This is a genomic window from Halomonas sp. KHS3, assembly GCF_000830495.1.
Classification (GTDB): Bacteria; Pseudomonadota; Gammaproteobacteria; order Pseudomonadales; family Halomonadaceae; genus Vreelandella; species Vreelandella titanicae.
The window spans coordinates 44,942-71,910 of record NZ_JWHY01000011.1; the positions used below are offsets into that span (position 1 = coordinate 44,942).

Consider the following 26,969-nt stretch of genomic DNA (forward strand, 5'->3'; position numbering starts at 1 on the left):
TGTCATGTCCTAAGCGATGCCTGAAGCCGCGAAACCAGCGCTGGTTCCCACTGCTCTAAATCAAGTTCATTAACAGTTTGGTGCAGCGTGCTGTAGTGCTGCTGGGCGAGCGTTTCTAGCCCCGCCTCCTGCAGCAAATCAGCGCTGGCCAAGCGCCAGTACGTGCTCTCGCGCAAGGAGCGTGCCGACGCTAACCCCTGGTCAAGCACCTGCAAGGCAGGCCCTAACCCTTCACTCCCCATATAGCTACGCGCTTCCTCTAACCCCGCGTGCCATGCTTCACCGCCACCGGCGCCGTCATTTGCGCCGCTGCCCGCGCCGCTATACAGCCACTGCTGCGTTTCTTTATCTAAAAAAGGCGAGCCATCGTTAAACGTTAACGACTCAATACCGGGGAGCCTTTCCACGAACCGCACCGACTCATCACGAATAGCCTCAGCGCAGCGCGGCCGCCCTAGGCGCTTGGCCAGCTCGGCACTCAAGCGGTGTCCTTCTAGCCAGTAGGGGCTGACCGCAACGCTTTTCTCTATGCGCTGCCAAAGCGCTTCGTCACCGCCCCGGGAAAGCGCCTCTCGATAATCCGCCACACGGTCAGCAGCCACAGGGGCTAACTCGGTACGCCCCCCTTCCCTTGCAGCAGGTAACGCCTGGATGGCGCTCCAGATGGCATAGCGACGCAAGCGGTATGCCAGCGGCTCGCCCGGGTTTTGCTCGTTTAGAAAATCGGCCATTTTGAGCAGAGACTGGCGGTTGGCGCGCTCATTGCCCGCCTCCAGACGCAGTTCGGGGACTTTTGCCCCACCGGGCTGCTCAACCTTTTCAGCACTGCTGGAGGAAGAAGACGCGGCCGTCCGTGCATCGCTACCGGAAGCGTCGCCGCCTTGAGAGGCCGATGCAGCACGGTTTTGATTAGGCTGCTTTTCATCCAGCAGGCGCATCAGCTCGTCAAGTGAGTCAGCGGGCAACTGCTTGTCCGCGGCTAACGTTTGCAGTTTTTCCAACGAGTGGCGGCAGGCCAGAAACTCATCCTCGGCATTATGAAAGTCGAGGCCCGCGGCAAGCTTCAGCGTGCGTTGGGTAAATTGCTGGAACAGCCTGGGCCGCAACTTAGCCCCACGTGCGCCATTGAAGGGGTATGCCAACGCCCACCAGGCTTCAAGACAACCGGCCAGCAGCCTTAGGGAAAGCGCGAAACGCACGCCATTGCCTTCATGCTGCAGGCAGTGCAGCAAGTGTCCCAACACCTTTAGGTCTTTGCCCTTATGGCTGAGCATAGTGATTGCTAATGCTTCTGCCGTGTCCCAATCGACGTCTTGGTGCTGCAATGAGCCGACCTTCATCATTTCAGCCTCAAGGCGCAGGTAGTCGGCGCTGTCCTCCAGCACAACGCCGATCTCCTCACCCTGCTCATTGGCAGGCAGAGGCGCTAGCAGGGGTTCAAGGTGACTATCCGCCGTTATACGCATCACGAACTCCTATACCCACTACCAGCGACAGGCGCTGCGAAGCGGTTGAATTTGCTGACGCAGTCCTGATACATCAAAACGCAGCCCGTCCAGAGCCCCTGCGTCGCTACTCAACACAAGCTCGTTGGCGCTCAATAATTGCCGCAGCGTTTCAATGGCGGGCAGGCCGCGCCCACCGCTTACCACGTGGCCGTCATCGCGCACTCGCCATTGTTGAGAGACATCACGTCCATCCGCGACGACCCGCAACGACACGCGGGGCGTATCCAAGGCATTGGGCAGGTGCACCTGGAAGCGGGTAATTAACTTCTCGCAGGCCAGTACTAATACGGGCCGCGGAGGCGTTGTGCCCCGCGCGGGCACCGTCATTAATACTTGGCTTCCCTCGGCGCTGACTATCAGGCCAAAGTCATCGGGATTGCGTTTCTCCTCTTGGCTGACAACTGCGTGCCAAAGTGGCGGCAATTCAGCGCTATCACTTGGCGTGCTCTGCTCGTCCAGGAACAGACTGTCGTAGCACCCCAGGCGATCCAAACGGGAGCTTTCTTGGCCACACTGATGCGCCTGTTCCAATACCGCCGCGCTATCCTCTGCTTGTAGTGCGCTGCTCATGCTTAGTAGCCAGAGGCAAATCAATAGCCTGTGCTGCCATCGGCAACTTACGAATGTCACTTTCATTTAGCATCCAGTTCTAGCAATTGGCATTTGTGGGAGAGCGTTCGCTTGGGTATTCCCAGGCTCTCTGCTGCAAGGGCACGATTCCCGCCGTAGTAAAGCAATCGCTGGCTAATCAATTGCGCTTCATAATCGCGAACCGCTTGGCGCAGATCATGGATCTTATTCAGCGTGCCGCTGGCTTCTGATGTCGCTGAATCAGCGCCACTGGCGGTATCGCTGGGCAGGAGCAAGGCTTCAATATCGCCACCGGCGGGGGTCATGGCGCAGGCATAATCGATCAAGTTTTTGAGCTCACGCACGTTGCCGGGGTAATCACGCTCTTTTAGCTGCCGCAACGCGGCGGGTGTGATGCCCATCTCACTGCGTTCTTCCCGTGCACAGAAATCAGCAACAAAGTGCTCGGCCAGAAAGGCGATGTCTTCACGCCGTGCCGACAGCGAAGGCAGCGAAAGCGGGAACTGGCCTAAGCGATAATAGAGGTCAGCGCGAAACCGCTGCTGTTTGATCTGCTCGCGTAGCGGCTGATGGGTAGCCGCAATAAGACGCAGGTCTGCACAGCGTTCTTCATTCGACCCTAAGGGGCGATAGCGGCCGCTCTCCAGCACCCTGAGCAGTTTGGCTTGCAGCGCTAGCGGCATATCGCCGATTTCATCCAGAAACAGCGTACCGCCGTCGGCTTGGGCGATGAGCCCTTCCCTGGCTTGATCAGCGCCTGAAAACGCCCCTTTGGAGTGGCCGAACAGCTCCGACTCGAGCAGCGACTCGGGGATCGCGGCACAGTTAATCGCCATGAACGGCGCCTTGGCGCGTGCCGAGAAACGGTGAATCGCTCTCGCCACGAGGTCTTTGCCGGTACCGGTTTCGCCCTGGAGCAACACCGCTAAATTGGTTTCGGCCGCACGAATCACCTGCTGCCGAAGCTCTTGCATGGCGATGGAGTTACCCAGCAAATCACTCGCAAGCTTGGCCGCTAACCCCTGGCGCCGGGTGTTGTCGTTGAGCTTGGCTAACGAGTCACGCAATACCGCTGATTTCTGACGCTCTCCCTGACTGCTTGCCAGGCGCGACCACAACCGACACAGCAGGGCCTCAAAAGCGACAAAATCGCTACACTCCATGAGGTTCGTCAAGGTTGCCGCTTCCGTGACGAAGGCCAGCACGCCTAGCCACTCCCGCGAACTGTCCTGGAGTCGTAACGGCCTCACGTGTAGCCGCAAGTCGCCACTGAGGGAGGCTATTTGGGCTTGAAAACCGGGATGATCAAGCCGGGTACGCGCTTCCCCCACGCCCAGTGTCACCGGTTTACCGCTGCGGATGGCATGGGCGTAGGGGTGACTAAACTCATCACAGTTGAAGCGCGCCTCACTATTATCACGGCCCACCCAGCGGCCGCTGCTGTCTAGATAGAGGCACTCCACCCACGCCAAGCCCAGGCTATTACCCAGCAGTTGCCGACTGCGTAAGCGCAGCTCCCGTGGTGTGGTACTTTCAACCAACGCAAGCGCCATGGGCATAGCCGCCAGCCCAGCTAAAGGCTGCGCTTCGCTAGCATTGCGCTGGTCAAGAGCCTTTACCTGCATGGCGCTATGCCACCTCCGCAGTAAAGACACCGCTGTCGGCATCCGTGCCCAACACTACCCGGCTAACGTTCTCGCGCCGTGCCATACGCTCAAGCAGGGCACGGGAAAGCGGCGGCAGCAGTTCACCGTCGATCACCGACTCCAGCATGCGTGCGCCGTTTTCACTCCGCGTCGCACGTTTACAAATTGCCTCGGCCAGGCTGTCATCCAGCACCACCTCGGCATGGCGATGGCGCTCACGGATGCGTGTTGCCAAGGTATCCAGCTTGGCCTTGACGATGTCACGCAGGGTATCGCCGTCCAGCGGCAAGTAAGGCACCACTTCCATACGCGCTAATAGCGCCGGTTTAAAGAACTCAGCCAGCACCGGGTAGAGCGCGGCATCCAGCGCTGCTGGGTCATCGCCATAGCTAACGATGGCTTCATAGCCCAGGTTAGAGGTCAGGAAGAACAGCACGTTTTTGCAATCGATAACGCGCCCTTCCCCGTCGGCCAGTTCGCCTTTATCAAACGCCTGGTAGAAGAGGTTAAGCACATCGGGATGGGCTTTTTCGACTTCGTCCAGCAGCACCACCGAATAAGGGCGCTGACGGATCGCTTCGGTGAGTAGCCCGCCCTCGCCAAACCCGACATACCCCGGCGGCGAACCAATCAGACGTGAAACCGTGTGCTTCTCTTGGTATTCCGACATATTGATCGTGGTAAGAAACTGACGACCGCCATACAGCTGGTCGGCAATTTGCACCACGGTTTCGGTTTTACCCACGCCGCTGGGGCCTACCAGCAGAAATGCGCCCAATGGCCGCCCTGGGCGGCGCAGATCCGCACGTGCGGTTAGCAAGTGGCGATGGATACGCTCAATGGCACTGCCCTGCCCTTGGATTAGCGCATCCAGATGGGTCGGCAGTTCGGTGAGGCGGGTTAGCTCGTCGCTGGTCATGCGTTCGACCGGTACGCCGGTCCAATCGCCAATCACCTGAGCAATTTGCGCCTCTTCAACGCTGGGATTAACCAGCGCAAACGCCTCTTGCAGTTGGGCCAGCTGCTGCTCCCGTTCGGCGAGTTCTTGATGCACGCCCTCGGGCAGTTGATCAACGGAATCATTATCCGTTGCCTCTAGCAGTTGGCGGTGTAGCGCCACAATGGCATCGACGCATTCGCGCTGCGCTTGCCAGGCAGTTTCCAGGCTTGCCAACTCCTCTTCCAGCTTGGCTAAGCGTTCGGTTAAGTCGTGGTGGCGTTCACTATCCGGTTCGCGCCCCAGCAGACGTTCACGCTCGACCTGATCGCGCTCACGTAGCGCGGCGATATGTTCACTCTGTAAGTGGCTTAGCTTGCGGGGCGGGGTATCCAGAGCCTGCGCCAATCGGGTACAGGCGGTATCCAGCACATCAATGGCTTTGTCAGGCAATTGCCGTCCGGCCAGGTAACGGGCAGAAAGCGCAGCGGCAGCACGCAGGCCGCTATCGCCGATCAGCACGCCGTGGGCGCGCTCATACACATCCCGCAAACCGCGCAGGATGACCAGTGCCTGTTCTACGCTTGGCTCGGAAAGCGCAATGGGCTGGAAGCGCCGCGACAGCGCCGGATCTTTTTCAAAGTACTTTTTGTACTCACGCCAGGTAGTGGCGGCGATAGTACGCAACTCGCCCCGGGCCAGGGCGGGCTTGAGCAAGTTGGCCGCGTCACCGCCGCCTTCCTGGTTACCAGCACCGATCAGCGTGTGCGCTTCATCTATAAATAGCAGCGTGGGACGAGGGGCGTTTTTGACTTCGTCAATCACCGCTTTAAGGCGCTTTTCAAACTCGCCTTTCACCGCGGCACCGGCTTGTAGCGCACCTAGATCAAGGGTCAGCAACTCAACACCTGCCAGCGCAGCGGGTACTTGTCCCGCCACAATGCGTGCTGCTAAACCTTCTACCACAGCACTTTTACCCACCCCGGCATCGCCAATCACAATGGGGTTGTTTTTGCGCCGACGCCCCAGGATATCGAGCATTTGGTCGATTTCCGGGTCACGCCCCAGCACAGGGTCAAGCTCACCCTTGCGCGCCTGTTCGGTCAGCGAGGTAGCAAAACGGGCGAGTGTGCTGTCATCGCCAGCAGGATGAGCAGCCTGGCGTTGTTTAGCGTCGGCACCCTCCCGAGGTGCTTCGGCTGAATCGGCCGTAAGACGCTCCAAGTGGCGGCGTAGATTTTCGCGATTGATATCTTCCAGTAGCGCCGTGCTCTTCGGACCTAAATAGCGCGGGGCGTTGTGCAGTAGCGCCGTGAAAAGCACGCCGCTGCGAAGCGCTTGATGTCCATACTCGGTGGCTGCCAGTAACCACGCGTCCTGCAGCAGCTCTACCAATAACGGCGAAAAGCTGGGTGTCGACACCTCAAGATCACGAGGCGGACGGCTCTCCTCAGCCATTCGTGCGCGCAGCTCCTCGACATCAATATCAAGCGTTTCCAGCAGTAAGCGCACATCACATAGCGGCTGGTCGACCAGCGCCAGCAGCAGGTGCCCGGTGGTCACCTCCGGTGCTTGCTGCTCTGCGCACAGCACGGCGGCCTGCTCGAGGCCATGACGAGAAATTCCATTCAGTCGACTAATAAGCGCCGGTAGCTCTACCCTAAGCATGCTATCTCCTAACGATAAATCTGATCGAGTAAAGCTCTGACTTGCTCAGCCTGCTGATCCAGCGACCAAGAAAGCCCCAAATAAATACCCACCAACGTAACGCCGAACAGGGCAAAGATGGCCCACAGCGGTAACCCCTCGTGCATCCCTTTGCCACGCCCTTTCACCACATGCCTAAGTGGCTGGGTCAGCATCTCATCTGGCGGCTCATCAAGTGACGCCAGTTGATCGCCCAGCGCGCGTACAATCTGGTCGTACTCTTCACGACCATGGGTTTTCACCCGGTAACGCCCCTCAAACCCAAGGCACAGGCACAAATAGATAAAGGCCAGCATGTCGCGATAGCGATGAGGCTCTTGCTGCAGCCGCGCGAGGATAGAGAAAACTTTTTCGCCACCCCAGGTCTCGTTATGAAACCTCGCTAGCAGCGAGTGCTCAGCCCACACGCTCTGCCTCCCCCAGGGCATGCCCATCACGGTTTCATCGATAAACGAGCAAAGCACATAGCGGTAGGCGAGCAGTGTCGGGCGGTCATACCCCTGTTCGGTTAGCTCAATTTCGATAGAGGCAATTTCGTCCACTACCTGACGATATAAGCGCTCGAGATCATCAGCGCCGTCCACCTGTCGGACGCGCACCGCCATGCCCAGCAGGCTGCTCGATGCATCGACCAGCGGGTTTAAGTTGTGCCCGCGCAGCCGAAACCAGTAGTCCTCGTCAGCATTCAGGTGCTGGGCATGGCTATGCACCAACTGCTCAACGCCGCTGTCTTTTATTTGATCTTCATGGCGAACCGGCTCACCCATCGGGTAGTCGTTTTTGGCGTCATCTTGATGCGTGGCAATATCTTGCATGGCTTAACTCCTGATCGCCCAAAACTGCATCTCCAACCCGGGAAATTCGCCCGCCACGTGGAAGGCAAAACCGCTTGCACCATCCAGCATTCCCCAGGCTTCGCTTTGTCGGCTGAGTTGGAAATAGGTATAGCCCGCGTGATAAGGCAACTCACGAGGGGCCACCGGTAACGGCTCCAAGGGCACACCCGGTAATTGCAGACTAATAAGGTCGCGAATACGCTCGACGCTGGCCACTTTGGTTTGCTGTAGAAACTGCTTACGCAGGCGCTCGCTAGGCATATCGGCGCGCACTGCCAAAATGAACTCGGCTGTTTCGAACAGGCTGGTATCCGAAAGCGGCGCCACCAGTAGGCCGAATTTCCGTGTCTGTATCTGAATGGCGATCGCGCGGGGTTCAAGCACGGTGGAGAGCGCTTGGCGCATCATCTGCATCAAGGGCCGGAATCCGCGCTCGGGATGCTCATGGTCATAAGCAGGGCACTCAGGCGGCAAACGCGACTCATCGGTAAACGTCACCAACTCACAAGCTATTTCGTGCATGGTGTCGTAAAGCCGTTCTGGGTGAACTTGCCCTAAACGCGCCAGATGCTGAAAACGCGGCTGAGCACGGTTCAGTAGCTGCAGCAGCATGAAATCCGTTACGTCGGCCACCCCTGCCTGATTGGGCGTCGACAGCCGCTGAGCAATATTACGCGCCCGTTCTCGCATCAAACCCGCCATCTCACCCACAAACCGCTGCAGGCTTGGCGCTGCTTGCACGTTCATTAAGGTGGGGATAAATTGCTCATCCAGTACCAAGCTGCCGTCGGGGCGACGCTCTAGAATGCGCGTAACGGCCAAGCAGGCATAACCACTGCGGTCTTCTTGCTCTAACAACAAGCGCGGTGAAACGCGCGCCACATCCAGGTCGGCCATATCACCGTCGCGGGAGTGCAGGTCGCGCACGCTGCGCGGCGAAAGGCGATAACGTGCGGGCAGTTCGTCATCGGGCCAGCGCACTTCCCCGACGCTATCCGTGGCTAGCGGCAAGCCTAAATAGACCACCTGGTTAGTAATGCCCGCATCAACAACTTCCAGTGCAGAAGGCTCTAAATCATCCTCAGGCAATTGGAAAGCAACGCCATCGGGCATGACACCACTCGCCCGGCTAATCGCAATCCGGCCAAAGCTTAAAAACTCGTTGTTCAACTCCAGGGTCAAAAATCCGTACAGATAGTGACTAACTCCTTTAAGCCGCGTATCAATCAACCCTTCAAGGCTGCGCTGCTGCTGTTGAAAGTGCTGCGGCTTGATAAATAGCCCTTCACTCCATACCACGCGATTGCGACTGGCCATCACTCTTCCTTCCTTAGTTCTACTTCACTGTTGCGCAGATGAACCAGCAAGTGATAATTCTCTGAACTGGCCTTCACTTTGACGACTTTCTTCCACTCCGCCTCGTTTGGCTGAGCGTAGAACGCAATCAAACCGATATAGCGCGTGTCCTCTTCAATGGCGAAGGGTTCGTAGAATTTCCACTGGCCAGGTAGCAAGGTGAAGTCGTCATGGGTCAGATAGTTCGTGCCCAATGCCGCCTCCATATCCTCACTTAACTGATCCATGTCAGCCGCCATTAGCATGGAGTCATCTTTAAGCTGCAAAATTTGAAAGCGCAGCGGCGTCCCCTCGCCATCGATGTTTGGGTTCACATCGGGCTCTGCGACCATGCTTAAATCGACCAGCGTGGGCTGATCTTCTGGATAGCCAACCGGTATCGAGGGGTCTAGCATGACTTCCCAGGCTTTACCGGCTGCTTCACGGGTCGAGGCACAGCCCGTGATTGACAGCAGCACTAAAAGCACCCCAACAAGTCCGAGGCTCTTGGCCTTGCTCATGCGCCCTCCCGCTGCTGGCGACGAACAGACTGGTCATACGCCTGCTCGAAAACCTCCCAGAACAGTTTTTGGAAACCTAGCTGGCGGCCTGAGTTAAGCTCGTGGTAGTAGTGGCGGTACATTTCCCAGGCCCAGCTGTTTTCATCTTCAATGCGGGTGCCTGCCCCCCGATAAGCATGGAAACGTTTGAGCAGCGCTTCAGGTGAAAAGGCATCCAAAATAGCGGTTAGGGCGTACTCAATGGCTTCCTCAACTGCCGCTTGGTGATGGCCTTGATGACGCAGGCACTCCCCCACTGCTTCGGGCGCCGAAAGGTGAACCGGGCTGCGCTGGGCCGAAAACATCGTCTCGACAGTGGCCTCGTACGCCTGGCCAAGGCGCAGGGGATTATCTTCGATAGGCTGTAAACGACGATCCCGGAGGGGGTATTTGCTATCGTTTTGGGTTTGCTGCAGAGCACGTAAGCCATTAATAGCAGCCCGTAACGTATGGCCCGCTTCTTCAAGAAACGCCTGCTGCTCTTCGCTATCACGGAAGGGAATGTCGATATCCAACCCCCTTAATAGCGGGTCGGCCCCCACATGGCCAAGGGAACGGCCACTAGGCTTTTGCCAGCGATCCTCTAACTGCTCGCCAACGGAACGTTCGAGGTCATCTATTGCCCGCTCATCCATGCTACTGCTCCTCTCTGTCTGGTTGCCTGCTGTATAGCCGTTTGGCGAATGACTACTTGGTGAATAACCGCTTGGTGAATAGCTGTCCGGTGAATGGCTGCCTAGCTTGCGTTTGATCGCGGGCATGCGAACAGCGCCTTCGCGCCGCTCTTGCTGGTCACGCCCCACACTTCCTTCAACGCGCCGCTCGGAGCCAAGCAACTCAGGCATCTCTTCAATGGATTCGGAAAGCTGAGTATTGGCAGAACGGGGGTCGAGAGCGGCCATTGGGTCTTCGTGCCCCACTCCACGCGCTACCCCGCCAAGAGCCTCCATGGGATCTTCTTTTTTTGCGGCTTCCGCACGTAGCGGCTGGTCTTCTTGAACCAACGGGCGGCCATACGCATCTACCGCCTCCTGCTCTTCATTGACTAACGAGGCCAGAGGTTGAGCACCGGGTTGAGTACTCTGCCGATCACCCAAATGCACTTTAAGACGGTACTCGCCGACTAGCACTTCATCGCCCTCGCTCAAAGCGACCTTACGGTTTCGCCCAATCGGCAGGGTGGCGCGATTGATAAAGGTGTGCCCGCTGCTATCAATCAGGCAGAACTTGCCGTCAATTTTGCTCACTTGGGCATGCTGCGGGCGAATTCGGCCGGCGTGATCGTGCAATAACCAGTCATCATCGGTTGAGCAGCCTAGGGTGCCGCCGACTTCATGAAAGACATGACTACTTGTCGAACGGCCTTCTAGGCGCTCACTATTGGCAATGACCAGCGTTACAGCGGAAATTGGGTTGGCGTTCATTGTTTAACCTGTCATCTGAATACGCACTCGGCGGCGTTTTGAGGCGCTGCCGGACTCGGGATTAACAAAGGTGGTCCAGCCGAGCTGGCAGGTGCCAGCATCGCCTAACCGCATCGGCTTTACGGCGCTGGGTAACAGCTCTAGCTCTAGGTCGTAGGCCAACGGCTCGCGCAGCACAAACTCAACCAAGGTGCGCAATGGGGCATGCTCCCTGCCGTCGGGTAGGAAGTCGCGAAAACGCTCCAAGGTGAGACCAAATAAACCCAGCACAAATTTGCCGTTAACATCAGCTACGCGCTCACCGGCCACCACATCGCTGCCTAAGGTCATTGCTGCCATACCGCTTCGGCTGCGTTGATCCATCGGAATCTGAACCCAGCGATGTACCCACTCTTCAATCTGCACATCATCAAGGTCAAAGCAGTGCCCTACGATGCTGCAGACGACCTCGGGTGAACGCGAACGGCCTGCCAGCAAACCGGCATAAGCCAGCATCTTGCTCCAGTTAATAGGCGTCTCAACGCGCAGGTCACTGTCCGCCAACCCCACCAAAGCAAAAATGGCCGCCGAAAATCCATCGCTAGCACCATCCTGATAGCGGATGTAGTGGCGATATTTACGCCAACTGCGGTGCACTAATGCCAGTAAGCGATTATTGAAAAAATCCAGGAAATCGCCTGCAACACCGTCGTGGTGGGCTGCCTCATGTGCCAATGTTTCAAGGTAATAGCTGGGCAGCGGCGACTGAGACCCCTGCAGACCCAAGAAGCTAACTTCCAGCTCATAATGGCCCTCAGGCTGAAAAGCCAGTGAGAGCACATCACTGCTGGGAAAGCCTAGTGACGCTGAAGCGCTATAGCGCACGCGCTCAAAAGCGGGCGCGCCTCGCTGAGCGCACTCTAGGTCATCGCCATGATGACGATGCAGAAGCTCTACTAGCTGATAAAAATCGTAACGCCGCGCCTTTGCCATCAAAGGGGCAAGCGCTACATCAGAGGCTGTTGCCCCGACTGTAAGGTCCATTTGTAGCGCTCGTGATTTTGACGGTTAATAACATGCAGCTCATGAAACGAGTTGATGCTGGCGTACAAGGAGAAGAACCGCGCCAGCACACTGCCAAATAAATACAGACTCCCTTCGTCGCCAAAGGCATCTTGATCTAGCGTCATGACCGAACGCAGACCACGAATGGGCAGCCCTCTTTTCAGCCGATCAATGGGCTGGGTTTCAATGCTAACAATGCCTGCCAGCCGTTTTTGAGCCACTCGCTCGGCCTGCCTATCGACCAAGGCACGGAAATCGTAGGCACGCAGCACAGAACACAGCGCATCACGCTCCAGTAGCGATAAGTAGTTAAGCGATAGATTAGAAATCAGTGTCCATAGCAAGCTGCCATCCAGCGTGGGGCGCAACACTGGCGTGGGGCGGGTGATATTTTGAAACATGGCATACGAGGGGCTCTCTTCCGTTGAGTAGCAAATATCGCCTACCGTCAAACGCTCAGGCAGCTCTCGATTACTACACGTCAATCCGAGCGAGACGGTTTCGGACATGCCTATGTAGCTGCGCTCATCGCCACGCACAAAGGAGATGTCGTGATCAAACCCATCCCCGCGCAAGCTGTCGCGCACGCGAAGACGGTAGTAGGAGGCATCGTTGCCACGGTCTCTCTTGACTTGGTGTTGAAAGCTTTCAAAAGGCACGTACTCACGCGGCGTACCGCGCCCTTTACCGGTCTCGTTCTCTAACCAGCCTTCCACCTTATCGACGCTAAAAATTTCATAGTGGCCGGGAGATCGACTATTGGGGTGAATGCGGTATTCACTGCGCTCCCCGCTAACATCAACAGGCTCTGCATCGTGAGAGAACAGGTTGATCGCCGGCGAGCAATACAGAGCGAAATGCTCGTCTCTCACCCGTGCGTCGGTCGGTAACGTACGCTCAAACTCTAGGCGCAAAATAATTTTGTCTGCGGGAATGGCCGGCAAGTGTTGGCTCAGGGCTGTTACATCAAAGAAATGGAAAGCCTCTGGAAAACACAAGTATTCCTGCAGTATCCGATACCCTTGATACACATTCCTCGGGTAGGGCAGTAGTGCATGATGGCGATCAAAACCAACCGGCTGCAGCAACTGCTTGGGCAGAGGCAGCCGTTTGCCATCAATTTCCAGCTCTACGCGCGCTAGGTAGTGGCTCATCCACAGGTAAAGCGTGCGCGCTGTATAAGCGTCTCCACCCAGGTGCAGACGCAATGTATCAATCCCCATCGCGCTGAGAGGCTGATCACTATGTACATCAAGCGCCAACTCAACAATGGAGGCATCACGTGTATGGCGTGCCTCAACCCCCGCATGCTCCAGCGGATAGAGCGTCACGTCATGACAAGTGCGGAACATGCAGGTAGTGCCATCCACTGGCTTACTGGCCAATTCCGTACCCCGCTCCAGGAGCTGATGGGTACTCAGCGCATGCCACGTAGGGGTAAATTGCACCACGGTCATGCTAGGCACCGGGCGCAAGTAGTTCGGCCATAGCATGCTGATCAGCGAATGGGTAAGTTCGGGGAACTCATCCTCCACTTTTTCGCGCATACGGCCAGTTAGAAAGGCAAAGCCTTCTAATAGACGTTCAACATCAGGATCGGTACTGCGCTCTGACAAGAAGCGACTCAGGCCGGGGTTGCCCTCCGCAAATTCTCGCCCTTGGCGCTTCAGAAAATTGAGCTCGTCCCGGTAATAGCGATTTAGCATTCGGGCCTCGCAAGCCTATCAGTTAAGACACTGATAGCGCTTATTATTGAGCAATAAGTCGATCGTGGCGTGGGCGTTATCTCGCCCTAACGCTACGGTGGCATGTACTTGAAAATGCAGTTGTAAGGGATCGCCATTATTGGGTAATGACTCAACTTCAACGTGCTGAACCCGCGGCTCAAAGCGTTCGATGCATTGCCGAATGGCGCGCTGGATATTCAGCTCTAAATCCAGCACGCCGATCGTTGCATCATTGAAGTCCAGCAACCCCAACTCAGGCTCACAGGCGCTATTGCCCGGATGACTGTTGAGCAACTCCACTAAGTGTCGTTTGATCGACTCAACAGTTTCCGCCAGCCTCTCATCCTCCCCATGCGCTAACGGCTGTTCAGGCATCGCAAGACGCTCAAACAGACGGCTACCTAGCAGGCTGCCATGGTTAATAGCCATGATGGAGAGGTTCCCTTATTCCTTGTCGAGACGCCCGACTAACGACAGCTCAAAGTTGGCACCCATGTACTTAAAGTGCGGGCGCACAGACATAGACACCTGGTACCAACCCGGATCGCCTTCGACATCCGACACCTGAATAGAGGCGGCACGCAGCGGGCGGCGGCTGCGTACATCGGAGGGCGGGTTCTCTTGGTCGGCCACGTATTGGCGGATCCAGGTATTCAGCTCACGCTCAAGGTCTTGACGCTCTTTCCATGAACCGATCTGTTCACGCTGGAGCACTTTAATGTAGTGAGCCAGGCGGTTGATGATGAACATATACGGCAGTTGAGTACCCAGCTTGTAGTTGGTCTCAGCGTCTTTGCCTTCGGGCGTGTTCGGAAATACCTTGGGCTTTTGTACGGAGTTAGCCGAGAAGAAAGCAGCGTTATCGCTGCCCTTACGCATCGTTAACGAAATAAAGCCTTCTTCGGCCATCTCGAACTCGCGGCGATCCGTTACCAGCACCTCTGTGGGGATTTTAGCCTGCAACTGGCCTAGCGCTTCGTAGGTATGGACAGGCAGGTTTTCAACCGCACCGCCGCTTTGAGGGCCAATAATGTTCGGGCACCAGCGGTATTTTGCAAAGCTGTCAGTCAAGCGCTCGGCCAGCAGGTACGCCGTATTACCCCAAAGATAATGGTCGTGATCTTCGCTGACGGTTTCACGATAGTTAAATGTCTTGATGGGGTTTTCGACCGGGTCGTAGGGCATCCGCAGCAAGAAACGAGGCGCCGTCAGACCTAAATAGCGCGCGTCTTCTGACTCGCGCAGACTACGCCAGCGCGCGTACTTGGGCCCTTCAAAGATAGCTTTAAAATCTTTGATATTGGGCAGCTCTTCAAAGCTATCGATGCCGAAGAAGGAAGGCGCCACCGCTGACAGGAACGGCGCATGGGCCATCGCCCCTACAGCAGCCGTGTGCTGCAGTAGTTTCATATCAGGGGTCGAGGGGGTGAAATCATAATGCCCGATAATCCCTGCTACCGGCTCACCGCCAAACTGACCATACCCGCCAGCATAAACGTGTTGGTAGAGCCCGCTTTGGGTAATTTCCGGGGCAAACTCAAAGTCATCCAGCAGTTCTTCTTTGGTGGCGTGAAGCACATCAAGCTTAATGTTTTCGCGGAAATCGGTGCGGTCGACCAACAGCTTCAAGCCACGCCACGCAGACTCCAGCTGCTGAAAGCTATTGTCGTGAAGAATCTCATCAACTTGCCGACTAATTTTCCGGTCAAGTTCAACGATCATGCTATCCACAACGGCTTTATTAACCTGCGGGGCAGCGTTCTCGCCGCTTAACAGTTCGGAAATAAAAGCGGCAACGCCTTGCTTGGCAACGTCGTAGCCCTCATCCGCTGGCGCCATACGCGTCTGCGCCATCACTTGGTCAAGTAAAGAAACCTCTTCCTGGGCTTCCACCGTTTGGCTTTTCTTTTGCGCCGTATCACTCATAGAGATGCCTCGAATACAATCCGGTTACTGGACTAGCACGAAAATAAGAATGCTTAATCGTTACGATTAGGGTCAGAATCAAGCAGCTCTAGCTCCGCCAACAGCTGCTGACGCGTTTCGTCACTTTCGAGTAGCTTCTGCAAACGATCACGAAAAGCAGGTACGTTGCCCAGCGGCCCCTTCAATGCCACCAACGCCTCCCTTAATTCGACTAGCTTACGCAGCTCCGGCACCTGCCGAGCGATACTGTCGGGCGCAAAATCATGGAGTGATTTAAATTCCAAATTGACGGCCAAATCGCTTGTTTCACCCTCTTCTTGCAACCGATTGGGAACCGCAGCCTGCAAGCCAAGGTTCGCTTCGCGCATAACAGACTGGAAGTTATTCTTATCAACAGAAACAGCCTCACGCTCCTCAATGGAGGTATCTTCCTCGCCTCCCTTGAAGTCACCGACCACCAATAATTTCAACGGCAGTTCAGTCTCGGCCTGCTGATCACCTGTAGCGGGTACATACTTGATATTGATGCGCTCTTTCGGCGCGACCGTTCCTTGCTTAGCCATGGTTTTCGCCCGTAAAAATTAGAACATTTTCGATTCAAAGAAGAATGCTTATTAATTGCGGGAAAGTACCGGATTTACACCGAAAGTACCAAATGGCTCTAAGCAGGTATTGCGACAATCTGAGAGAAGAAGACTTTCAAGAAGACGTGTTTTACGACCTTTTTCGCGAATTTTAGCAGCACAATAAAAGAAGCTAATTAAAACTAATTTTTAAAAACCGCATTTGTAAGAGATCTCTTACAAAAACTGTCAGTGATTTCTTACAAAACGGAGAGCAAAATTCATACAAGAGAGGTGCTTAAATGGGCAGCGCCGTCATTTTTAGCGGCAAAAATATTGCTCCCATGGCCCTATTTCTGCTTAAAATTCCAAGAAAGGCTTTAGTCATAAAGCAAGGTAACGGTAGATGCAACCCAGCGTTACTAAGCGCTTGTAGATGTAACGAGCAAGCAAGCAAGTTCTTGCCCTGCCAGGCAATATCTTGCCCAGCACAGGCAACTTTTTGCCCCGCAGAAAGAAGCGCTCTACACAACAAACACATAACATATTGATATATAACAAATTTAAAAACTTGGCCCTGAAGTTGCTCTATTGTCTTCGTCCACGTGACATTTCTTTAATTTTTCAGTCAAGGAGCAGACCATGCCAACACCATGTTATATCAGCATCGAAGGCCAAACTCAGGGCAACATCACAGCAGGCGCTTTTACCCCTGACTCCGTAGGCAACATCTACGTTGAGGGCCATGAAGACCAAATGCTGGTACAAGAATTTAAGCATGTCGTTACCGTACCCACTGATCCGCAGTCTGGTCAGCCATCCGGTCAGCGTGCACACAAGCCCTTTATCTTTACCGTTGCCCTGAACAAATCAGTACCGCTGATGTACAACGCACTAGCGTCTGGTGAAATGCTGCCCAACGTTGAGCTGAAGTGGTACCGCACCTCTGTTGAAGGTAAGCAGGAGCACTTCTTCACGACCACGCTGACCGATGCCACTATCGTTGACATCAACCTGCGTATGCCACACGCCCAAGACATCACCAAGTCTGAATTCACCCAGTTGATGGACGTGTCACTGGCTTACCGTAAAATTGATTGGGAACACACTGTTGCTGGCACCTCTGGTTCCGACGACTGGCGCGCCCCGATCGAAGGTTAAGCTGTTGCTAATAGCCTAGCCCTGGCCTGAAAAACAAGGCCTGAAACAAGCGAAGCCCCTTCCACTTGGAAGGGGCTTCGTCGTTTCTGCTCTATTGCTGCAGGTGTTTCGCTATTGGTATTGCGCCAAGGCTCTGGGATTAAACAAACCGCCCCAAACCTACCGTTGAACGGAGACGATCCATCGTTACAACAGCTTCTTCCCGCGCCCGTTCGGCGCCTTTTTGCAACACAGCCTCAATGTGGGCCGGGTCTTCCATCAGCGCATTATAGCGTTCACGCGGCGCGCTCAAGTGTGCATTCAAGTACTCAAACACTTGATCCTTAGCCGCGCCCCAGCCAATACCGTTCACGTACTGCTCACGTAGACTAGCGGTCTCTTCAGGTGTCGCAAAAGCGGAGTAGATTTGAAACAGCGTGCAGGTGTCTGGATCTTTCGGCTCACCGGGCTCCAGCGAGTTGGTCTTAATCTTACGTACCAGCTTCTGCAGTTTTTTCTCAGCGGAAAAGAGCGGGATCGTATTATCGTAGCTTTTGGACATCTTGCGCCCATCCAAGCCATTCAACAGCTGTACTTTGTCGTCTACCACGGCCTCAGGGAGGGTAAAGTGCTGCCCTTTATAAAGATGGTTAAAGCGCCCGGCGATATCGCGCGCCATTTCAATATGCTGAATCTGATCGCGCCCTACCGGCACCTTGTTGGCGTTAAACATTAAAATATCCGCCGCCATCAGCACAGGGTAACCAAAAAGGCCCATCGTAATGCCTTTATCAGGATCCTGGTTTTCTGCCTCTTCGTTTTCAGCCACCGCTGCTTTGTAAGCATGGGCGCGATTCATCAAACCTTTGGCACATACGCAGGAGAGCATCCACATCAGCTCGGGAATTTCGCCAATATCAGACTGGCGATAGAAAATGGCGTTATCGGTATCCAGCCCTAGCGCAAGCCAAGTCGCGGCAATCTCCAGGCGAGACTGCTGCACCCGCTTAGGGTCTTGGCACTTGATGAGGGAGTGATAGTCAGCCAGAAAATAGAACGACTGCACGTTGGGATCCTGGCTTGCCTCAATGGCGGGCTTGATCGCTCCAACATAGTTGCCCAAATGGGGCGTGCCGGTGGTGTTGATACCGGTGAGGACGCGGGTTTTTGCGGTCTGGCTCATGGTTTTTAGGCTCATCATTGAACGTACATTGTCGTATGATACTTGTATGAACCTGGGGATGCGACAGGCAGAATTTGGTTTTACAATATCCGCAGAGAGTGGTGAGGATTTACAAGAGCATTATGCCGTTATCATTCTGAAAGAAATGCTCAATCGATGAAAAGAAAATAGGGGTCACTAAAGGCAAGCGGCTCTTCCTGATCATCATATACAGCTCCAAACGCGACAAAGCACTTTTCTCCATCAACAAGCAAAGGAAAATAAAAACACAGGAAGGCCTCCCCCTCACACTGATCTACGACCTGCCCAAGCCCTTTGATACTCTCCCAATTCATCTTTTCAATATAATTTTGGTCATAAGACTCACTACCCCAGTTTATTGTTTCGAGATTCTCCTCAACCGCTTTTGCGTAAGCCGACTCTGCATTCATATTGGCTTGCGCCACTATCCGGTAGTTACCTGCCAAATGCTCATTTATGATTGCTGACTGCATGCCGGCAGTCCCCAGTAGCAGTGCCCCGGCTAGTAGCGCCATGACGATGACCAATGCAGCGCCTTTCTGACGATTTTGCAGAGTCATCAGTCGTCACCAAAATCGATATTTTCTGACAAACCCTCTAATGCTTGACGCATAGAGAACTCATAACCATATACTGACAGTAACTCCCAAACACTCAGGTCAGCATTAATACTATTGACATTATTGAATACAACAGAGCCATTGGAGATAACACTACCAACAAACTCAACGCCAGACATGCTTAAATTGACACTACCCGCTCCCCAGATAAGTCCTCGAAACAGTGCATTGGTATTATTGCCATTAAAATTAATTTCGCCACCAGCGACAATGGCGACATCAGTGACTGAGGAGTTATCATTCTGCTGTATTGAAATGTCTTGCTCTACTACGACCACCTTTCCACTAAGTTCAGTCACGTTTAACTTATTTATATTGCCATCGCAATAAAAGGCCTTTCCCGATGAAAACATGATTTCGTTTTCGGTACAGGTAGCAATCACGCCGTCCAGATTTTTAATGTTATTGATATAGCCTGTGTAGTAATCATGCGAGTCGCTTAATTGCGGAGAAGGGATAATCGATGGATCTAAATTTGAGTTAACCGTTGATTCACTTACCAGGATATTTTCCGCCCCGCTCACGGCACCTCCCGCAATCACTGCATCGCCTTTCCCCTTCTGACTGGTAGGAGTATCAAAGAAGCTGGCATATATGCCCTGTCGCTCCATGACATGAAATACAATCGCCTCACCATTGTTCTCTAAGGGCAGTTCCACCCGGTAAAGCGGTGCGTCACCCGACACAAGTTCGCCTAACACGTGCTCGTCCTCATTACACTGGCTTGACGAATCATGGTTCGGTACATCTTTCAGAAAACTTACCAGCGGCTGCCCATTCTCTTCCTGATCCGCCACCGTACAGCTACAGGCATCCTGACTCTGTTCACACCGTAACGTATAGCGACCCGGCCCGCTTTGACGAATTTCACTGGTAAGCCTCTGGGCAATAAAAATTAGGTTCTCTTGCTTACGGCTTACCTTGTCAACATTTTGAAAGGTCTGAAAGGTCGTTAGAAACAGTTGGCCAGCCCCAAGGATAATGACCGTGCCGATCGCCAACGCCACCATCAACTCCACCAGTGTAAAGCCCTGCTGACGCTGCTTCATGGTGAGCTCTCGACCTTGGGAAGAAGAAAGAAGTAGCTAAATTGATCGTCATTGTCCTCGCCCAAGGCCACAGTCACGTCAATGCGACAATCACTTCCACTGTCACCTTTTGCAATCCGGCTTTGGGAAGAAGAGGCTCCCCGTAGTGGTGTCGCACCACTATTTTGAAACCAATGCTCCTTCCATGCACTCTGAACGCCGGAGATGTCGACATCCTCGCAGGTCTGGCCTGTTTCGAGCGTGGCTAGCTGAGCCCAAAGCCGCTCCTGAGCATCCACAGCCGCAACACTTGCCACCGAACGCTGATAGCCTGCATTGGCACTTTGCAGTGCTTTAAGCTGCATGGCGGCAACGCCGATCAGGCCAATCGAGAGAACCACCAGTGCGACTAGCGCTTCCAATAAGCTAAAGCCGCGCTGAGAGTTCATGACTCTCTCCTTCCTGCGAAGGCTGTCCGATGTGCTAATCACCAGCGTTACAGGAGGAGCTGAAGCACTTTGATGGGTGGGGTTTAGCGTCATTTCGCAGGGTGAGCCAGAGCAGTTGGAAGTGTCAGCGTCGCCCAAACTTTGAAAGCGTTGTCGCCTTAACTCACCAACAGGCATTGGGTAACCTTTCGCCACTCGAACTTAAGGTTATATCCTCTTCGCAACCATCATCTTGAACGGTGCTCGCAGTCAGTAGGTAGCCGTCACCGTTAATACTCTCAGCAATCTCATAATTTTTTTCGGGGGATAACTCACTGATGGTGCAATCGCTATAGCTGTAAGAGCGCGTGTAACAGCGCTCAAGCTCTGAAGCGGCTTGCATAAGGCCTGCATGGGCGTCGGTTCGCACTGTTTTTTGCACGTAGCGGGTATAGCTGGGGTAGGCAATAGAGGCGACGATGCCGATAATCACCAGCACAATCATCAATTCAATGAGGGTGAAGCCGCGCTGGCCATTCAGTAAAGAATGGCCAGTCGAAAGATGAGAGGTATAAGACACGCGGCTTCGCTCCTGTATTAGTGGGCTCATACCGTTTTAGTATGTCGCAAACTAATACGCATTGCATTGCGAGGCCTATGGTTAGCTGCTGGCGATCACCTTTTCACGCAACTCCTTTGGCATAGAGAAAGTAATGGTCTCCTCGCGGCCCTGTAGCTCTTCAGGTAATGCAGCCCCCATAGTCTGCAACTTGGCAATCACACCTTTCACCAATACTTCAGGGGCACTGGCGCCTGCGGTGACGCCTACACGCGCTACGTTCTCAAGCCACTTGGGGTCGATCTGGTCAGCGTTATCGATCAAGTAGGCGGGCGTGCCCATGCGCTCAGAAAGTTCTCGCAAGCGGTTAGAGTTGGAGCTATTGGGGCTGCCCACCACCAGCAATAGATCGCTCTGGGACGCTAGCTCACGTACTGCATCCTGACGGTTCTGCGTGGCGTAGCAAATATCGTCATTGCGTGGCCCCTGAATCTCGGCAAACTTATCGCGCAGCGCGTCGATCACCTTAGCGGTATCATCCATCGACAGCGTAGTTTGGGTCACGAAGGCCAGCTTTGAGGGATCATTCACCTCCAGCTTAGCGACGTCTTCTTCATCCTCTACCAAGTAGATACGCCCACCGTGGGAGGTGTCATAACGCCCCATAGTGCCTTCAACTTCCGGATGGCCTTCATGACCAATAAGAATGCACTCTTGACCACGCTTGGCGTAGCGCAATACTTCCAAGTGCACTTTGGTGACCAGCGGGCAGGTGGCGTCGAATACCTTCAAGCCCCGCCGCTCAGCATCGGCTTGCACCGCACGGGAAACGCCATGGGCGGAGAAAATGACGATGACATCGTCCGGCACTTCATCCAGTTCTTCAACAAACACTGCCCCACGAGCGCGCAGCGTTTCGACCACAAAGCGGTTATGCACAACCTCATGGCGCACGTAAATCGGCGGGCCAAACACATCCAACGCGCGATTAACGATATCAATCGCGCGATCCACACCGGCACAAAAACCACGCGGATTGGCTAACTTGATCTGTATGGGCTGTGCTTGCGTCGATTGCGTCGTTTGCATAGTAGCGCCTTGATGCGTAAGCGGCATCGCTTAGTGAATTAATGCGTTGTCACCGGTTTGACGTCGAGCACTTCGACCTCAAAGGTGAGCGTGCGGCCTGCTAACGGGTGATTGAAATCCACCTCGATACGATCACCGTCAATGGTTTTGACCACACCTGGCAATTCCGTTCCCGCTTTATCGGCAAACGACATTACCATACCAATTTCCGGGGCTTCATCGCCAAAATCTGCCCGCTTCAGGGTTTGAATATTTTGCGGGTTGTGCTGGCCGAATGCATGCTCAGGGGTTATCTGAAAGGTACCCTCCTGCCCCGCAGCCAAGCCTTTAATCGGATGCTCAAAACCGGGCGGCAAATTTCCGTCGCCAAACTCGAAGGTAGCCGGTGCTTTGTCTTTGGTGGAGTCCACCAAAGTGCCATCTTCCAGCTTTAAGGTGAAGTGTAGCGTCACTTCCATGCCTTCATCGATCAGATAGTCGCTCATTGCAGTTCTCAACGTTCGATTAATGGGAAGTCTTGGCCGCTTTTTTGCGCCGCCGCTCGCCCATAATGGATTCCCAGATTAAAGCGACCGCCCCCAGGGAAATCGCTATATCCGCCACGTTAAACGCCGGGTAGTACCACCCAGCGACGTGAAACGATAAAAAGTCGACCACATAGCCATGCACCAGGCGGTCGTAGAGATTCCCCAGCGCCCCGCCAATAATCAGCGGCAGCGCTACCGCCAGTAACTTTTCATCGTGTTTGATGCGTGAAAGCCACACCGTCAACGCCACGCTAGCTCCCACAGCAATCAACGCAAAGAACCAGCGCTGCCAGCCAGGATGTGTGGCTAAAAAGCTGAACGCCGCGCCAGTGTTGTGCAGTAGCGTCAGGTTAAAGAACGGCAGTACTTCGACCGGCTGGGCATAGCCTAACTGACTGCTGGCCACGTATTTGGTGATCAAATCCAAGGCAATTACTGCCACAGCCAGCCATAGCCAGCGCAGTGGCCGCTGCATCGTCGGCCGTGCGTTTGTATCCTTAGGCGCCTGTTGTTCGTTAGGCATGCTTTTATCGTTAGGCATGCTTTTATCGTTAGGCATGCTTTTATCGTTAGGCGCTTTTTTTTCGTTAAGCATGCTTTTATCTTTAAGCATAGTGGCGAATCTCACCGCTGCCTTCGGGGAGGTTGCTGATACAGCGACCACATAGATCCGGATGATCAGCATGAGTACCGACATCCGGGCGATGGTGCCAGCAGCGCTCGCACTTGGTGTTGTCGCTGGCTTTGACTGAGACTTTCAAGCTATCAAGTTCCGTCGTTTCTGCATCGCCTGCATCAACCAGGGGTTTAAGCGTGACTTCGCTAGTTAGCATCACAAAGCGCAGTTCATCACCCAGTTTAGCCAGAGTCGCCTGCAGGTCATCGCTGACATACAGAGTGACTTCAGCTGCCAAGCTGCCTTTAATGACTTTGGCATTACGGGCATCTTCAAGACACTTGTTGACCGAGTGCTTGACTTCCAGCACTTGCTCCCAGAAAGCACGACCCAGTTCAGCATTTTCTTCCAGGCTGCCAAGGTTAGTGTAGTAAGTCTCCAGCAGCACGCTGTCGCCGCGCTTACCGGGGATGTTTTCGTGAATCTCCTCAGCGGTAAAGGAGAGAATCGGCGCAATCCAACGACTCAGCGCTTCCACCACGTGATAGAGCGCGGTTTGTGCACTGCGCCGCGCCAACGAATCGGTTTGCGTGGTGTACTGGCGGTCTTTAATCACATCCAGATAGAAGCCACCCAGTTCCCGGGCGCAGAAACCATGCACCTGTTGGTAAACATCCAGGAAGCGGTACTCTTCGTAGGCTTTTTCGATCCGCGCCTGTAGTTGGTGAGCGCGATCCACCACCCACTGATCCAGCGCCAGCATATCGCCAAACGCTACCTGGTTTTTCTCTGGATCAAAGCCGTTAAGGTTCGAAAGCAGGAAGCGCGCGGTATTGCGAATCCGGCGATACACATCGGAGGTGCGCTTCAAAATCTCGTCCGAGACAGCCATTTCGCCAGAGTAATCGGTGGAGGCGACCCATAGGCGCAGAATATCGCCACCCAGCTTGTCCATCACTTCCTGAGGTGCAACGACGTTGCCCAGCGACTTGGACTGCTTGCGGCCCTGGGAATCGACGGTAAAGCCGTGGGTCAGCAGCTGACGATACGGCGGATGGCCATCAATCGCTGAACCGGTGAGCAGCGATGAGTGGAACCAACCACGGTGCTGGTCGGAGCCTTCCAGGTAGAGGTCCGCCCGCGGGCCGCTTTCGTGGCCATGGGGGTGCGAGCCGCGAAGTACGTGGCGGTGGGTGGTGCCAGAGTCGAACCAGACATCCAAGGTATCGGTGACTTTATCGTAATCCGCCGCTTCAGCACCCAGCAGCTCTGCCGGGTCGAGTTTGAACCAGGCATCGATGCCTTCCAGCTCAACGCGCTTGGCCGCCTCTTCCATCAACCCAACGGTGCGCGGATGCAGCTCACCGGTTTGCTTGTGTAGGAAGAACGGGATCGGCACGCCCCAGTTTCGCTGGCGCGAGATACACCAATCCGGGCGGTTGGCGATCATGCTGTGCAGGCGCGCCTGGCCCCAGGCAGGCGTAAACGCCGTGGCTTCGATACCTTCAAGGGCACGTTCACGCAGGGTTTTGCCATCTTTGCCTTTGATGTCCATTCCCACAAACCACTGCGCCGTGGCACGGTAGATCACCGGCGTTTTGTGGCGCCAACAATGCATGTAGCTATGCTTGATCGGGATATGCGCCATCAGCGCACCCACTTCGCGCAGTTTTTCGACGATATGCGGGTTGGCCTTCCAAATCATCTGGCCGCCGAAGAACGGCAGGTCGTCAACGTAAACACCATTTCCCTGCACCGGGTTGAGCATGTCATCAAACTCCATGCCATGCTCGCGGCAGGTGATAAAGTCATCCATGCCGTAAGAGGGTGCGGAGTGAACAATACCGGTGCTGCCCACTTCTGACTCGACGTACTCTGCCAGGTAGACGGGCGAGAGCCGATCGTAGAATGGGTGGCGGAAATTGATCAGGTCGAGGTTTTTGCCCTGGGTCGTAGCAATCACCTCGCCTTGCAGGCCAAAGCGCTCTAGGCAGCTCTCCACCAACTCTTCCGCCAGCAGCAGCAAACGCTCGCCAGTATCGACCAGTGCATAGGTGAACTCAGGGTGAACGTTGAGCGCCTGGTTGGCCGGAATGGTCCATGGCGTGGTAGTCCAGATAACCACTGCCGCAGGCTTGGCCAGTTCGCTTAAGCCAAAGGCGGCGGCGAGCTTGTCGGCATCTTCTACCGGGAAGGCGACGTCGATGGCGTCGGATTTCTTATCAGCGTACTCAACTTCGGCTTCCGCCAGCGCCGAACCACAGTCAAAGCACCAGTTGACCGGCTTCAAACCTTTAAACACGTAACCCGCGTCGACCATCTCGGCCAAGGCACGAATCTCGCTCGCTTCGTTGGCGAAATCCATAGTGCGGTATGGGTGATCCCAATCGCCAATAATGCCCAAACGAACAAAGTCGGCCAGTTGTGTTTCAACTTGGGCGCCAGCGTATTCACGGCAAAGCTCACGGGCGTGTTCAGGGGCCAGGTTCTTGCCGTGAGTGGTTTCTACTTTGTGCTCAATAGGCAAGCCGTGGCAGTCCCAGCCGGGCACATATGGCGCATCAAAGCCGGCTAAATTCTTCGATTTAACGATAATATCTTTAAGGATTTTATTAACGGCGTGACCAATATGAATACTGCCGTTGGCGTAGGGAGGGCCATCGTGCAGCACAAACAGCGGCGCGCCCGCGCGCGCTTCCCGCAGGCGCTGGTAAATGTTCATATCCTGCCACTGGGAAACCCGCCCTGGCTCCTGCTTTGGCAGCATGCCACGCATGGGGAAATCAGTTTCAGGCAAATTCAGCGTGTGCTTATAATCCATGGTCTGGTCAGCCGTTGTTAGCATCGGCGGCATCACCCGCCGAAGAAGAATCAGAAGGAATCGTGTTTGAAGACACCGCATTTGAAGACATGGCCTCACGCCCAAGCGGGGCCGTGGCCAGCGGAAGCGAATAGTCCTGTTCAGCGTTCTCTTGGTCAGCGCTGTTTTGCCCACCTATTGCCGCCGTTAAATAGTGGCGAGCGCGGGCCTGGTCACGTTCAATTTGCGCTTTAAGCGCCTCAAGGTTGTCAAACTTCACCTCGCCCCGCAGGCGCGCGCAGGGAAACACCGTCATGCGTTGGCCGTAGAGATCACCTTTAAAATCCAGCAGGTGCACCTCCAGCGTTGGCCGTTCCGAACCCACCGTAGGGCGGAAGCCCACATTCGCCACTGCTGGGTAGCGCTCGCCATTTTCAAGCTCAGCCACCACCGCATAAACCCCACGCAGCGTTAATGGCTGGGGCATCAGCGGCAAATTGGCAGTCGGTACACCAATGGTGCGCCCCAACTGCTGGTCGCGCACCACTCGGCCATGTAACGAATAGGCGCGGCCCAGCAAACGCGCAGCAGCAGAAAAATTGCCGCTGGCAAGCAGAGTACGCACCCGAGAACTGGAAACCCGCTCGTCATCCACGGTAAAAGTACGCGTGTGCTCTACGCCAAACCCCTGTTCGCGCCCGACCTCCGCCAGCAGGGCAAAATCACCGCGGCGGTCGCAGCCGAAGCGAAAATCATCGCCCACGACCAAGTGCTTAACGCCTAGCCCATCAATCAACACCTGATCGATAAACTCACGCCCGGTAAGGCTGCGCAGCGCATCGTTAAACGGCAAGCAGAGAACCTGTTCAGCGCCAAAATCGCGGAGCAGCCGTACTTTCTCGCGTAGCCGGGTTAAACGCGGTGGAGCTTGATCACCAGCAAAAAATTCACGCGGCTGGGGCTCGAACACCACCACTGTTAACGGCACACTCCAGCGCGCCGCATGCTCTCGGCACTGCTGCAGGATGGCTTGATGGCCGCGATGCACCCCATCGAAATTACCGATGGTGGCAACGCAGCCACGATGAGCCGCTCTCAAGTTGTGCAGACCTCGAATGACGCGCATGGCACCTCAGCCGTTGGAGGACATAAAG

General features: G+C 54.9%; 24 protein-coding genes. 1 reads left to right on the forward strand and 23 read right to left on the reverse strand.

The window, feature by feature from the left end:
- Positions 1–2: 2 nt before the first annotated feature.
- The 13 genes from tssA to tssB all read right to left on the reverse strand — a co-directional run bounded on the left by tssA (position 3) and on the right by tssB (position 15,804).
- Positions 3–1,466 (reverse strand): type VI secretion system protein TssA, encoded by a 1,464-nt coding sequence (tssA, locus tag RO22_RS20310; RefSeq protein ID WP_051430513.1) that lies wholly within the window; start codon positions 1,464–1,466, stop codon positions 3–5.
- A gap of 18 nt (positions 1,467–1,484) precedes the next feature.
- A complete protein-coding gene (vasI, locus tag RO22_RS20315) occupies positions 1,485–2,078 on the reverse strand; it encodes a type VI secretion system-associated protein VasI (protein ID WP_235270535.1) in 594 nt (197 codons plus the stop codon).
- 62 nt (positions 2,079–2,140) lie between these two features.
- Entirely contained in the window at positions 2,141–3,724 is a 1,584-nt protein-coding gene (locus RO22_RS20320; protein ID WP_051052062.1) for a sigma-54 interaction domain-containing protein, read from the reverse strand.
- 4 nt (positions 3,725–3,728) lie between these two features.
- The gene (tssH, locus tag RO22_RS20325) at positions 3,729–6,350 is read right to left on the reverse strand and encodes a type VI secretion system ATPase TssH (RefSeq protein WP_041159245.1); all 2,622 of its coding nucleotides are present in this window, start codon (positions 6,348–6,350) and stop codon (positions 3,729–3,731) included.
- Between the two features lie 8 nt (positions 6,351–6,358).
- A complete protein-coding gene (gene icmH, locus RO22_RS20330; RefSeq protein ID WP_009287540.1) occupies positions 6,359–7,204 on the reverse strand; it encodes a type IVB secretion system protein IcmH/DotU in 846 nt (281 codons plus the stop codon).
- Between the two features lie 3 nt (positions 7,205–7,207).
- Positions 7,208–8,542: a type VI secretion system baseplate subunit TssK gene (gene tssK / locus RO22_RS20335; RefSeq protein ID WP_041159246.1), complete on the reverse strand. Its 1,335-nt coding sequence runs from the start codon at positions 8,540–8,542 to the stop codon at positions 7,208–7,210.
- Positions 8,542–9,081 (reverse strand): type VI secretion system lipoprotein TssJ, encoded by a 540-nt coding sequence (gene tssJ / locus RO22_RS20340; protein ID WP_041159247.1) that lies wholly within the window; start codon positions 9,079–9,081, stop codon positions 8,542–8,544. The genes tssK and tssJ overlap by 1 nt, the downstream gene beginning before the upstream one ends.
- Positions 9,078–10,544, reverse strand: a complete 1,467-nt coding sequence (tagH, locus tag RO22_RS20345; protein ID WP_041159248.1) for a type VI secretion system-associated FHA domain protein TagH — start codon at positions 10,542–10,544, stop codon at positions 9,078–9,080. The genes tssJ and tagH overlap by 4 nt, the downstream gene beginning before the upstream one ends.
- Positions 10,545–10,547: 3 nt before the next feature.
- Complete coding sequence (tssG, locus tag RO22_RS20350; RefSeq protein ID WP_027956916.1) at positions 10,548–11,567, reverse strand: type VI secretion system baseplate subunit TssG; 1,020 nt, start codon at positions 11,565–11,567, stop codon at positions 10,548–10,550.
- Positions 11,531–13,294: a type VI secretion system baseplate subunit TssF gene (gene tssF / locus RO22_RS20355; RefSeq protein WP_022521992.1), complete on the reverse strand. Its 1,764-nt coding sequence runs from the start codon at positions 13,292–13,294 to the stop codon at positions 11,531–11,533. The genes tssG and tssF overlap by 37 nt, the downstream gene beginning before the upstream one ends.
- Positions 13,295–13,312: 18 nt before the next feature.
- Positions 13,313–13,744 (reverse strand): type VI secretion system baseplate subunit TssE, encoded by a 432-nt coding sequence (gene tssE, locus RO22_RS20360; protein ID WP_022521991.1) that lies wholly within the window; start codon positions 13,742–13,744, stop codon positions 13,313–13,315.
- 15 nt (positions 13,745–13,759) lie between these two features.
- Positions 13,760–15,241, reverse strand: coding sequence for a type VI secretion system contractile sheath large subunit (tssC, locus tag RO22_RS20365; RefSeq protein WP_009287536.1), 1,482 nt, complete (start codon positions 15,239–15,241; stop codon positions 13,760–13,762).
- A 53-nt stretch (positions 15,242–15,294) separates the two neighbouring features.
- Positions 15,295–15,804 (reverse strand): type VI secretion system contractile sheath small subunit, encoded by a 510-nt coding sequence (gene tssB, locus RO22_RS20370; protein ID WP_041159249.1) that lies wholly within the window; start codon positions 15,802–15,804, stop codon positions 15,295–15,297.
- 642 nt (positions 15,805–16,446) lie between these two features.
- Here tssB and RO22_RS20375 point away from each other — a divergent pair.
- Positions 16,447–16,965, forward strand: coding sequence for an Hcp family type VI secretion system effector (locus RO22_RS20375; protein ID WP_009287534.1), 519 nt, complete (start codon positions 16,447–16,449; stop codon positions 16,963–16,965).
- A gap of 139 nt (positions 16,966–17,104) precedes the next feature.
- Here the strand turns inward: RO22_RS20375 and RO22_RS20380 are convergent, their stop codons facing one another.
- The 10 genes from RO22_RS20380 to ribF all read right to left on the reverse strand — a co-directional run bounded on the left by RO22_RS20380 (position 17,105) and on the right by ribF (position 26,941).
- A complete protein-coding gene (locus tag RO22_RS20380) occupies positions 17,105–18,127 on the reverse strand; it encodes a tryptophan--tRNA ligase (protein ID WP_022521989.1) in 1,023 nt (340 codons plus the stop codon).
- 149 nt (positions 18,128–18,276) lie between these two features.
- Positions 18,277–18,708 carry a hypothetical protein gene (locus RO22_RS20385; protein WP_022521987.1) on the reverse strand — a complete coding sequence of 144 codons (432 nt, stop codon included), beginning with the start codon at positions 18,706–18,708 and terminating at the stop codon, positions 18,277–18,279.
- Positions 18,708–19,817 carry a PilW family protein gene (locus RO22_RS23945; protein WP_052475733.1) on the reverse strand — a complete coding sequence of 370 codons (1,110 nt, stop codon included), beginning with the start codon at positions 19,815–19,817 and terminating at the stop codon, positions 18,708–18,710. The genes RO22_RS20385 and RO22_RS23945 overlap by 1 nt, the downstream gene beginning before the upstream one ends.
- Positions 19,814–20,245, reverse strand: coding sequence for a type IV pilus modification protein PilV (gene pilV / locus RO22_RS20395; protein WP_041159250.1), 432 nt, complete (start codon positions 20,243–20,245; stop codon positions 19,814–19,816). The genes RO22_RS23945 and pilV overlap by 4 nt, the downstream gene beginning before the upstream one ends.
- 163 nt (positions 20,246–20,408) lie before the next feature.
- Positions 20,409–20,804, reverse strand: coding sequence for a type IV pilin protein (locus RO22_RS20400; RefSeq protein ID WP_280115061.1), 396 nt, complete (start codon positions 20,802–20,804; stop codon positions 20,409–20,411).
- Between the two features lie 81 nt (positions 20,805–20,885).
- Entirely contained in the window at positions 20,886–21,899 is a 1,014-nt protein-coding gene (ispH, locus tag RO22_RS20405; RefSeq protein WP_041159251.1) for a 4-hydroxy-3-methylbut-2-enyl diphosphate reductase, read from the reverse strand.
- An 11-nt stretch (positions 21,900–21,910) separates the two neighbouring features.
- Positions 21,911–22,357 (reverse strand): FKBP-type peptidyl-prolyl cis-trans isomerase, encoded by a 447-nt coding sequence (fkpB, locus tag RO22_RS20410; protein ID WP_022521982.1) that lies wholly within the window; start codon positions 22,355–22,357, stop codon positions 21,911–21,913.
- Positions 22,358–22,376: 19 nt separating this feature from the next.
- A complete protein-coding gene (gene lspA / locus RO22_RS20415; protein WP_041159357.1) occupies positions 22,377–22,922 on the reverse strand; it encodes a signal peptidase II in 546 nt (181 codons plus the stop codon).
- 82 nt (positions 22,923–23,004) lie between these two features.
- Complete coding sequence (gene ileS / locus RO22_RS20420; RefSeq protein ID WP_041159252.1) at positions 23,005–25,860, reverse strand: isoleucine--tRNA ligase; 2,856 nt, start codon at positions 25,858–25,860, stop codon at positions 23,005–23,007.
- Positions 25,844–26,941, reverse strand: coding sequence for a bifunctional riboflavin kinase/FAD synthetase (gene ribF / locus RO22_RS20425; protein ID WP_041159253.1), 1,098 nt, complete (start codon positions 26,939–26,941; stop codon positions 25,844–25,846). Before ribF ends, ileS begins: the two co-directional genes overlap by 17 nt.
- Between the last annotated feature and the right edge of the window lie 28 nt (positions 26,942–26,969).

Coding starts and splice junctions, on each gene's coding strand:
- tssA (WP_051430513.1), bottom strand. CDS start 1,466: ATGCGTATAACGGCGGATAGTCACCTTGAACCCCTGCTAGCGCCTCTG.
- vasI (WP_235270535.1), bottom strand. CDS start 2,078: ATGAGCAGCGCACTACAAGCAGAGGATAGCGCGGCGGTATTGGAACAG.
- RO22_RS20320 (WP_051052062.1), bottom strand. CDS start 3,724: ATGCAGGTAAAGGCTCTTGACCAGCGCAATGCTAGCGAAGCGCAGCCT.
- tssH (WP_041159245.1), bottom strand. CDS start 6,350: ATGCTTAGGGTAGAGCTACCGGCGCTTATTAGTCGACTGAATGGAATT.
- icmH (WP_009287540.1), bottom strand. CDS start 7,204: ATGCAAGATATTGCCACGCATCAAGATGACGCCAAAAACGACTACCCG.
- tssK (WP_041159246.1), bottom strand. CDS start 8,542: ATGGCCAGTCGCAATCGCGTGGTATGGAGTGAAGGGCTATTTATCAAG.
- tssJ (WP_041159247.1), bottom strand. CDS start 9,081: ATGAGCAAGGCCAAGAGCCTCGGACTTGTTGGGGTGCTTTTAGTGCTG.
- tagH (WP_041159248.1), bottom strand. CDS start 10,544: ATGAACGCCAACCCAATTTCCGCTGTAACGCTGGTCATTGCCAATAGT.
- tssG (WP_027956916.1), bottom strand. CDS start 11,567: ATGGACCTTACAGTCGGGGCAACAGCCTCTGATGTAGCGCTTGCCCCT.
- tssF (WP_022521992.1), bottom strand. CDS start 13,294: ATGCTAAATCGCTATTACCGGGACGAGCTCAATTTTCTGAAGCGCCAA.
- tssE (WP_022521991.1), bottom strand. CDS start 13,744: ATGGCTATTAACCATGGCAGCCTGCTAGGTAGCCGTCTGTTTGAGCGT.
- tssC (WP_009287536.1), bottom strand. CDS start 15,241: ATGAGTGATACGGCGCAAAAGAAAAGCCAAACGGTGGAAGCCCAGGAA.
- tssB (WP_041159249.1), bottom strand. CDS start 15,804: ATGGCTAAGCAAGGAACGGTCGCGCCGAAAGAGCGCATCAATATCAAG.
- RO22_RS20375 (WP_009287534.1), top strand. CDS start 16,447: ATGCCAACACCATGTTATATCAGCATCGAAGGCCAAACTCAGGGCAAC.
- RO22_RS20380 (WP_022521989.1), bottom strand. CDS start 18,127: ATGAGCCAGACCGCAAAAACCCGCGTCCTCACCGGTATCAACACCACC.
- RO22_RS20385 (WP_022521987.1), bottom strand. CDS start 18,708: ATGACTCTGCAAAATCGTCAGAAAGGCGCTGCATTGGTCATCGTCATG.
- RO22_RS23945 (WP_052475733.1), bottom strand. CDS start 19,817: ATGAAGCAGCGTCAGCAGGGCTTTACACTGGTGGAGTTGATGGTGGCG.
- pilV (WP_041159250.1), bottom strand. CDS start 20,245: ATGAACTCTCAGCGCGGCTTTAGCTTATTGGAAGCGCTAGTCGCACTG.
- ispH (WP_041159251.1), bottom strand. CDS start 21,899: ATGCCGCTTACGCATCAAGGCGCTACTATGCAAACGACGCAATCGACG.
- fkpB (WP_022521982.1), bottom strand. CDS start 22,357: ATGAGCGACTATCTGATCGATGAAGGCATGGAAGTGACGCTACACTTC.
- lspA (WP_041159357.1), bottom strand. CDS start 22,922: ATGCCTAACGAACAACAGGCGCCTAAGGATACAAACGCACGGCCGACG.
- ileS (WP_041159252.1), bottom strand. CDS start 25,860: ATGCTAACAACGGCTGACCAGACCATGGATTATAAGCACACGCTGAAT.
- ribF (WP_041159253.1), bottom strand. CDS start 26,941: ATGCGCGTCATTCGAGGTCTGCACAACTTGAGAGCGGCTCATCGTGGC.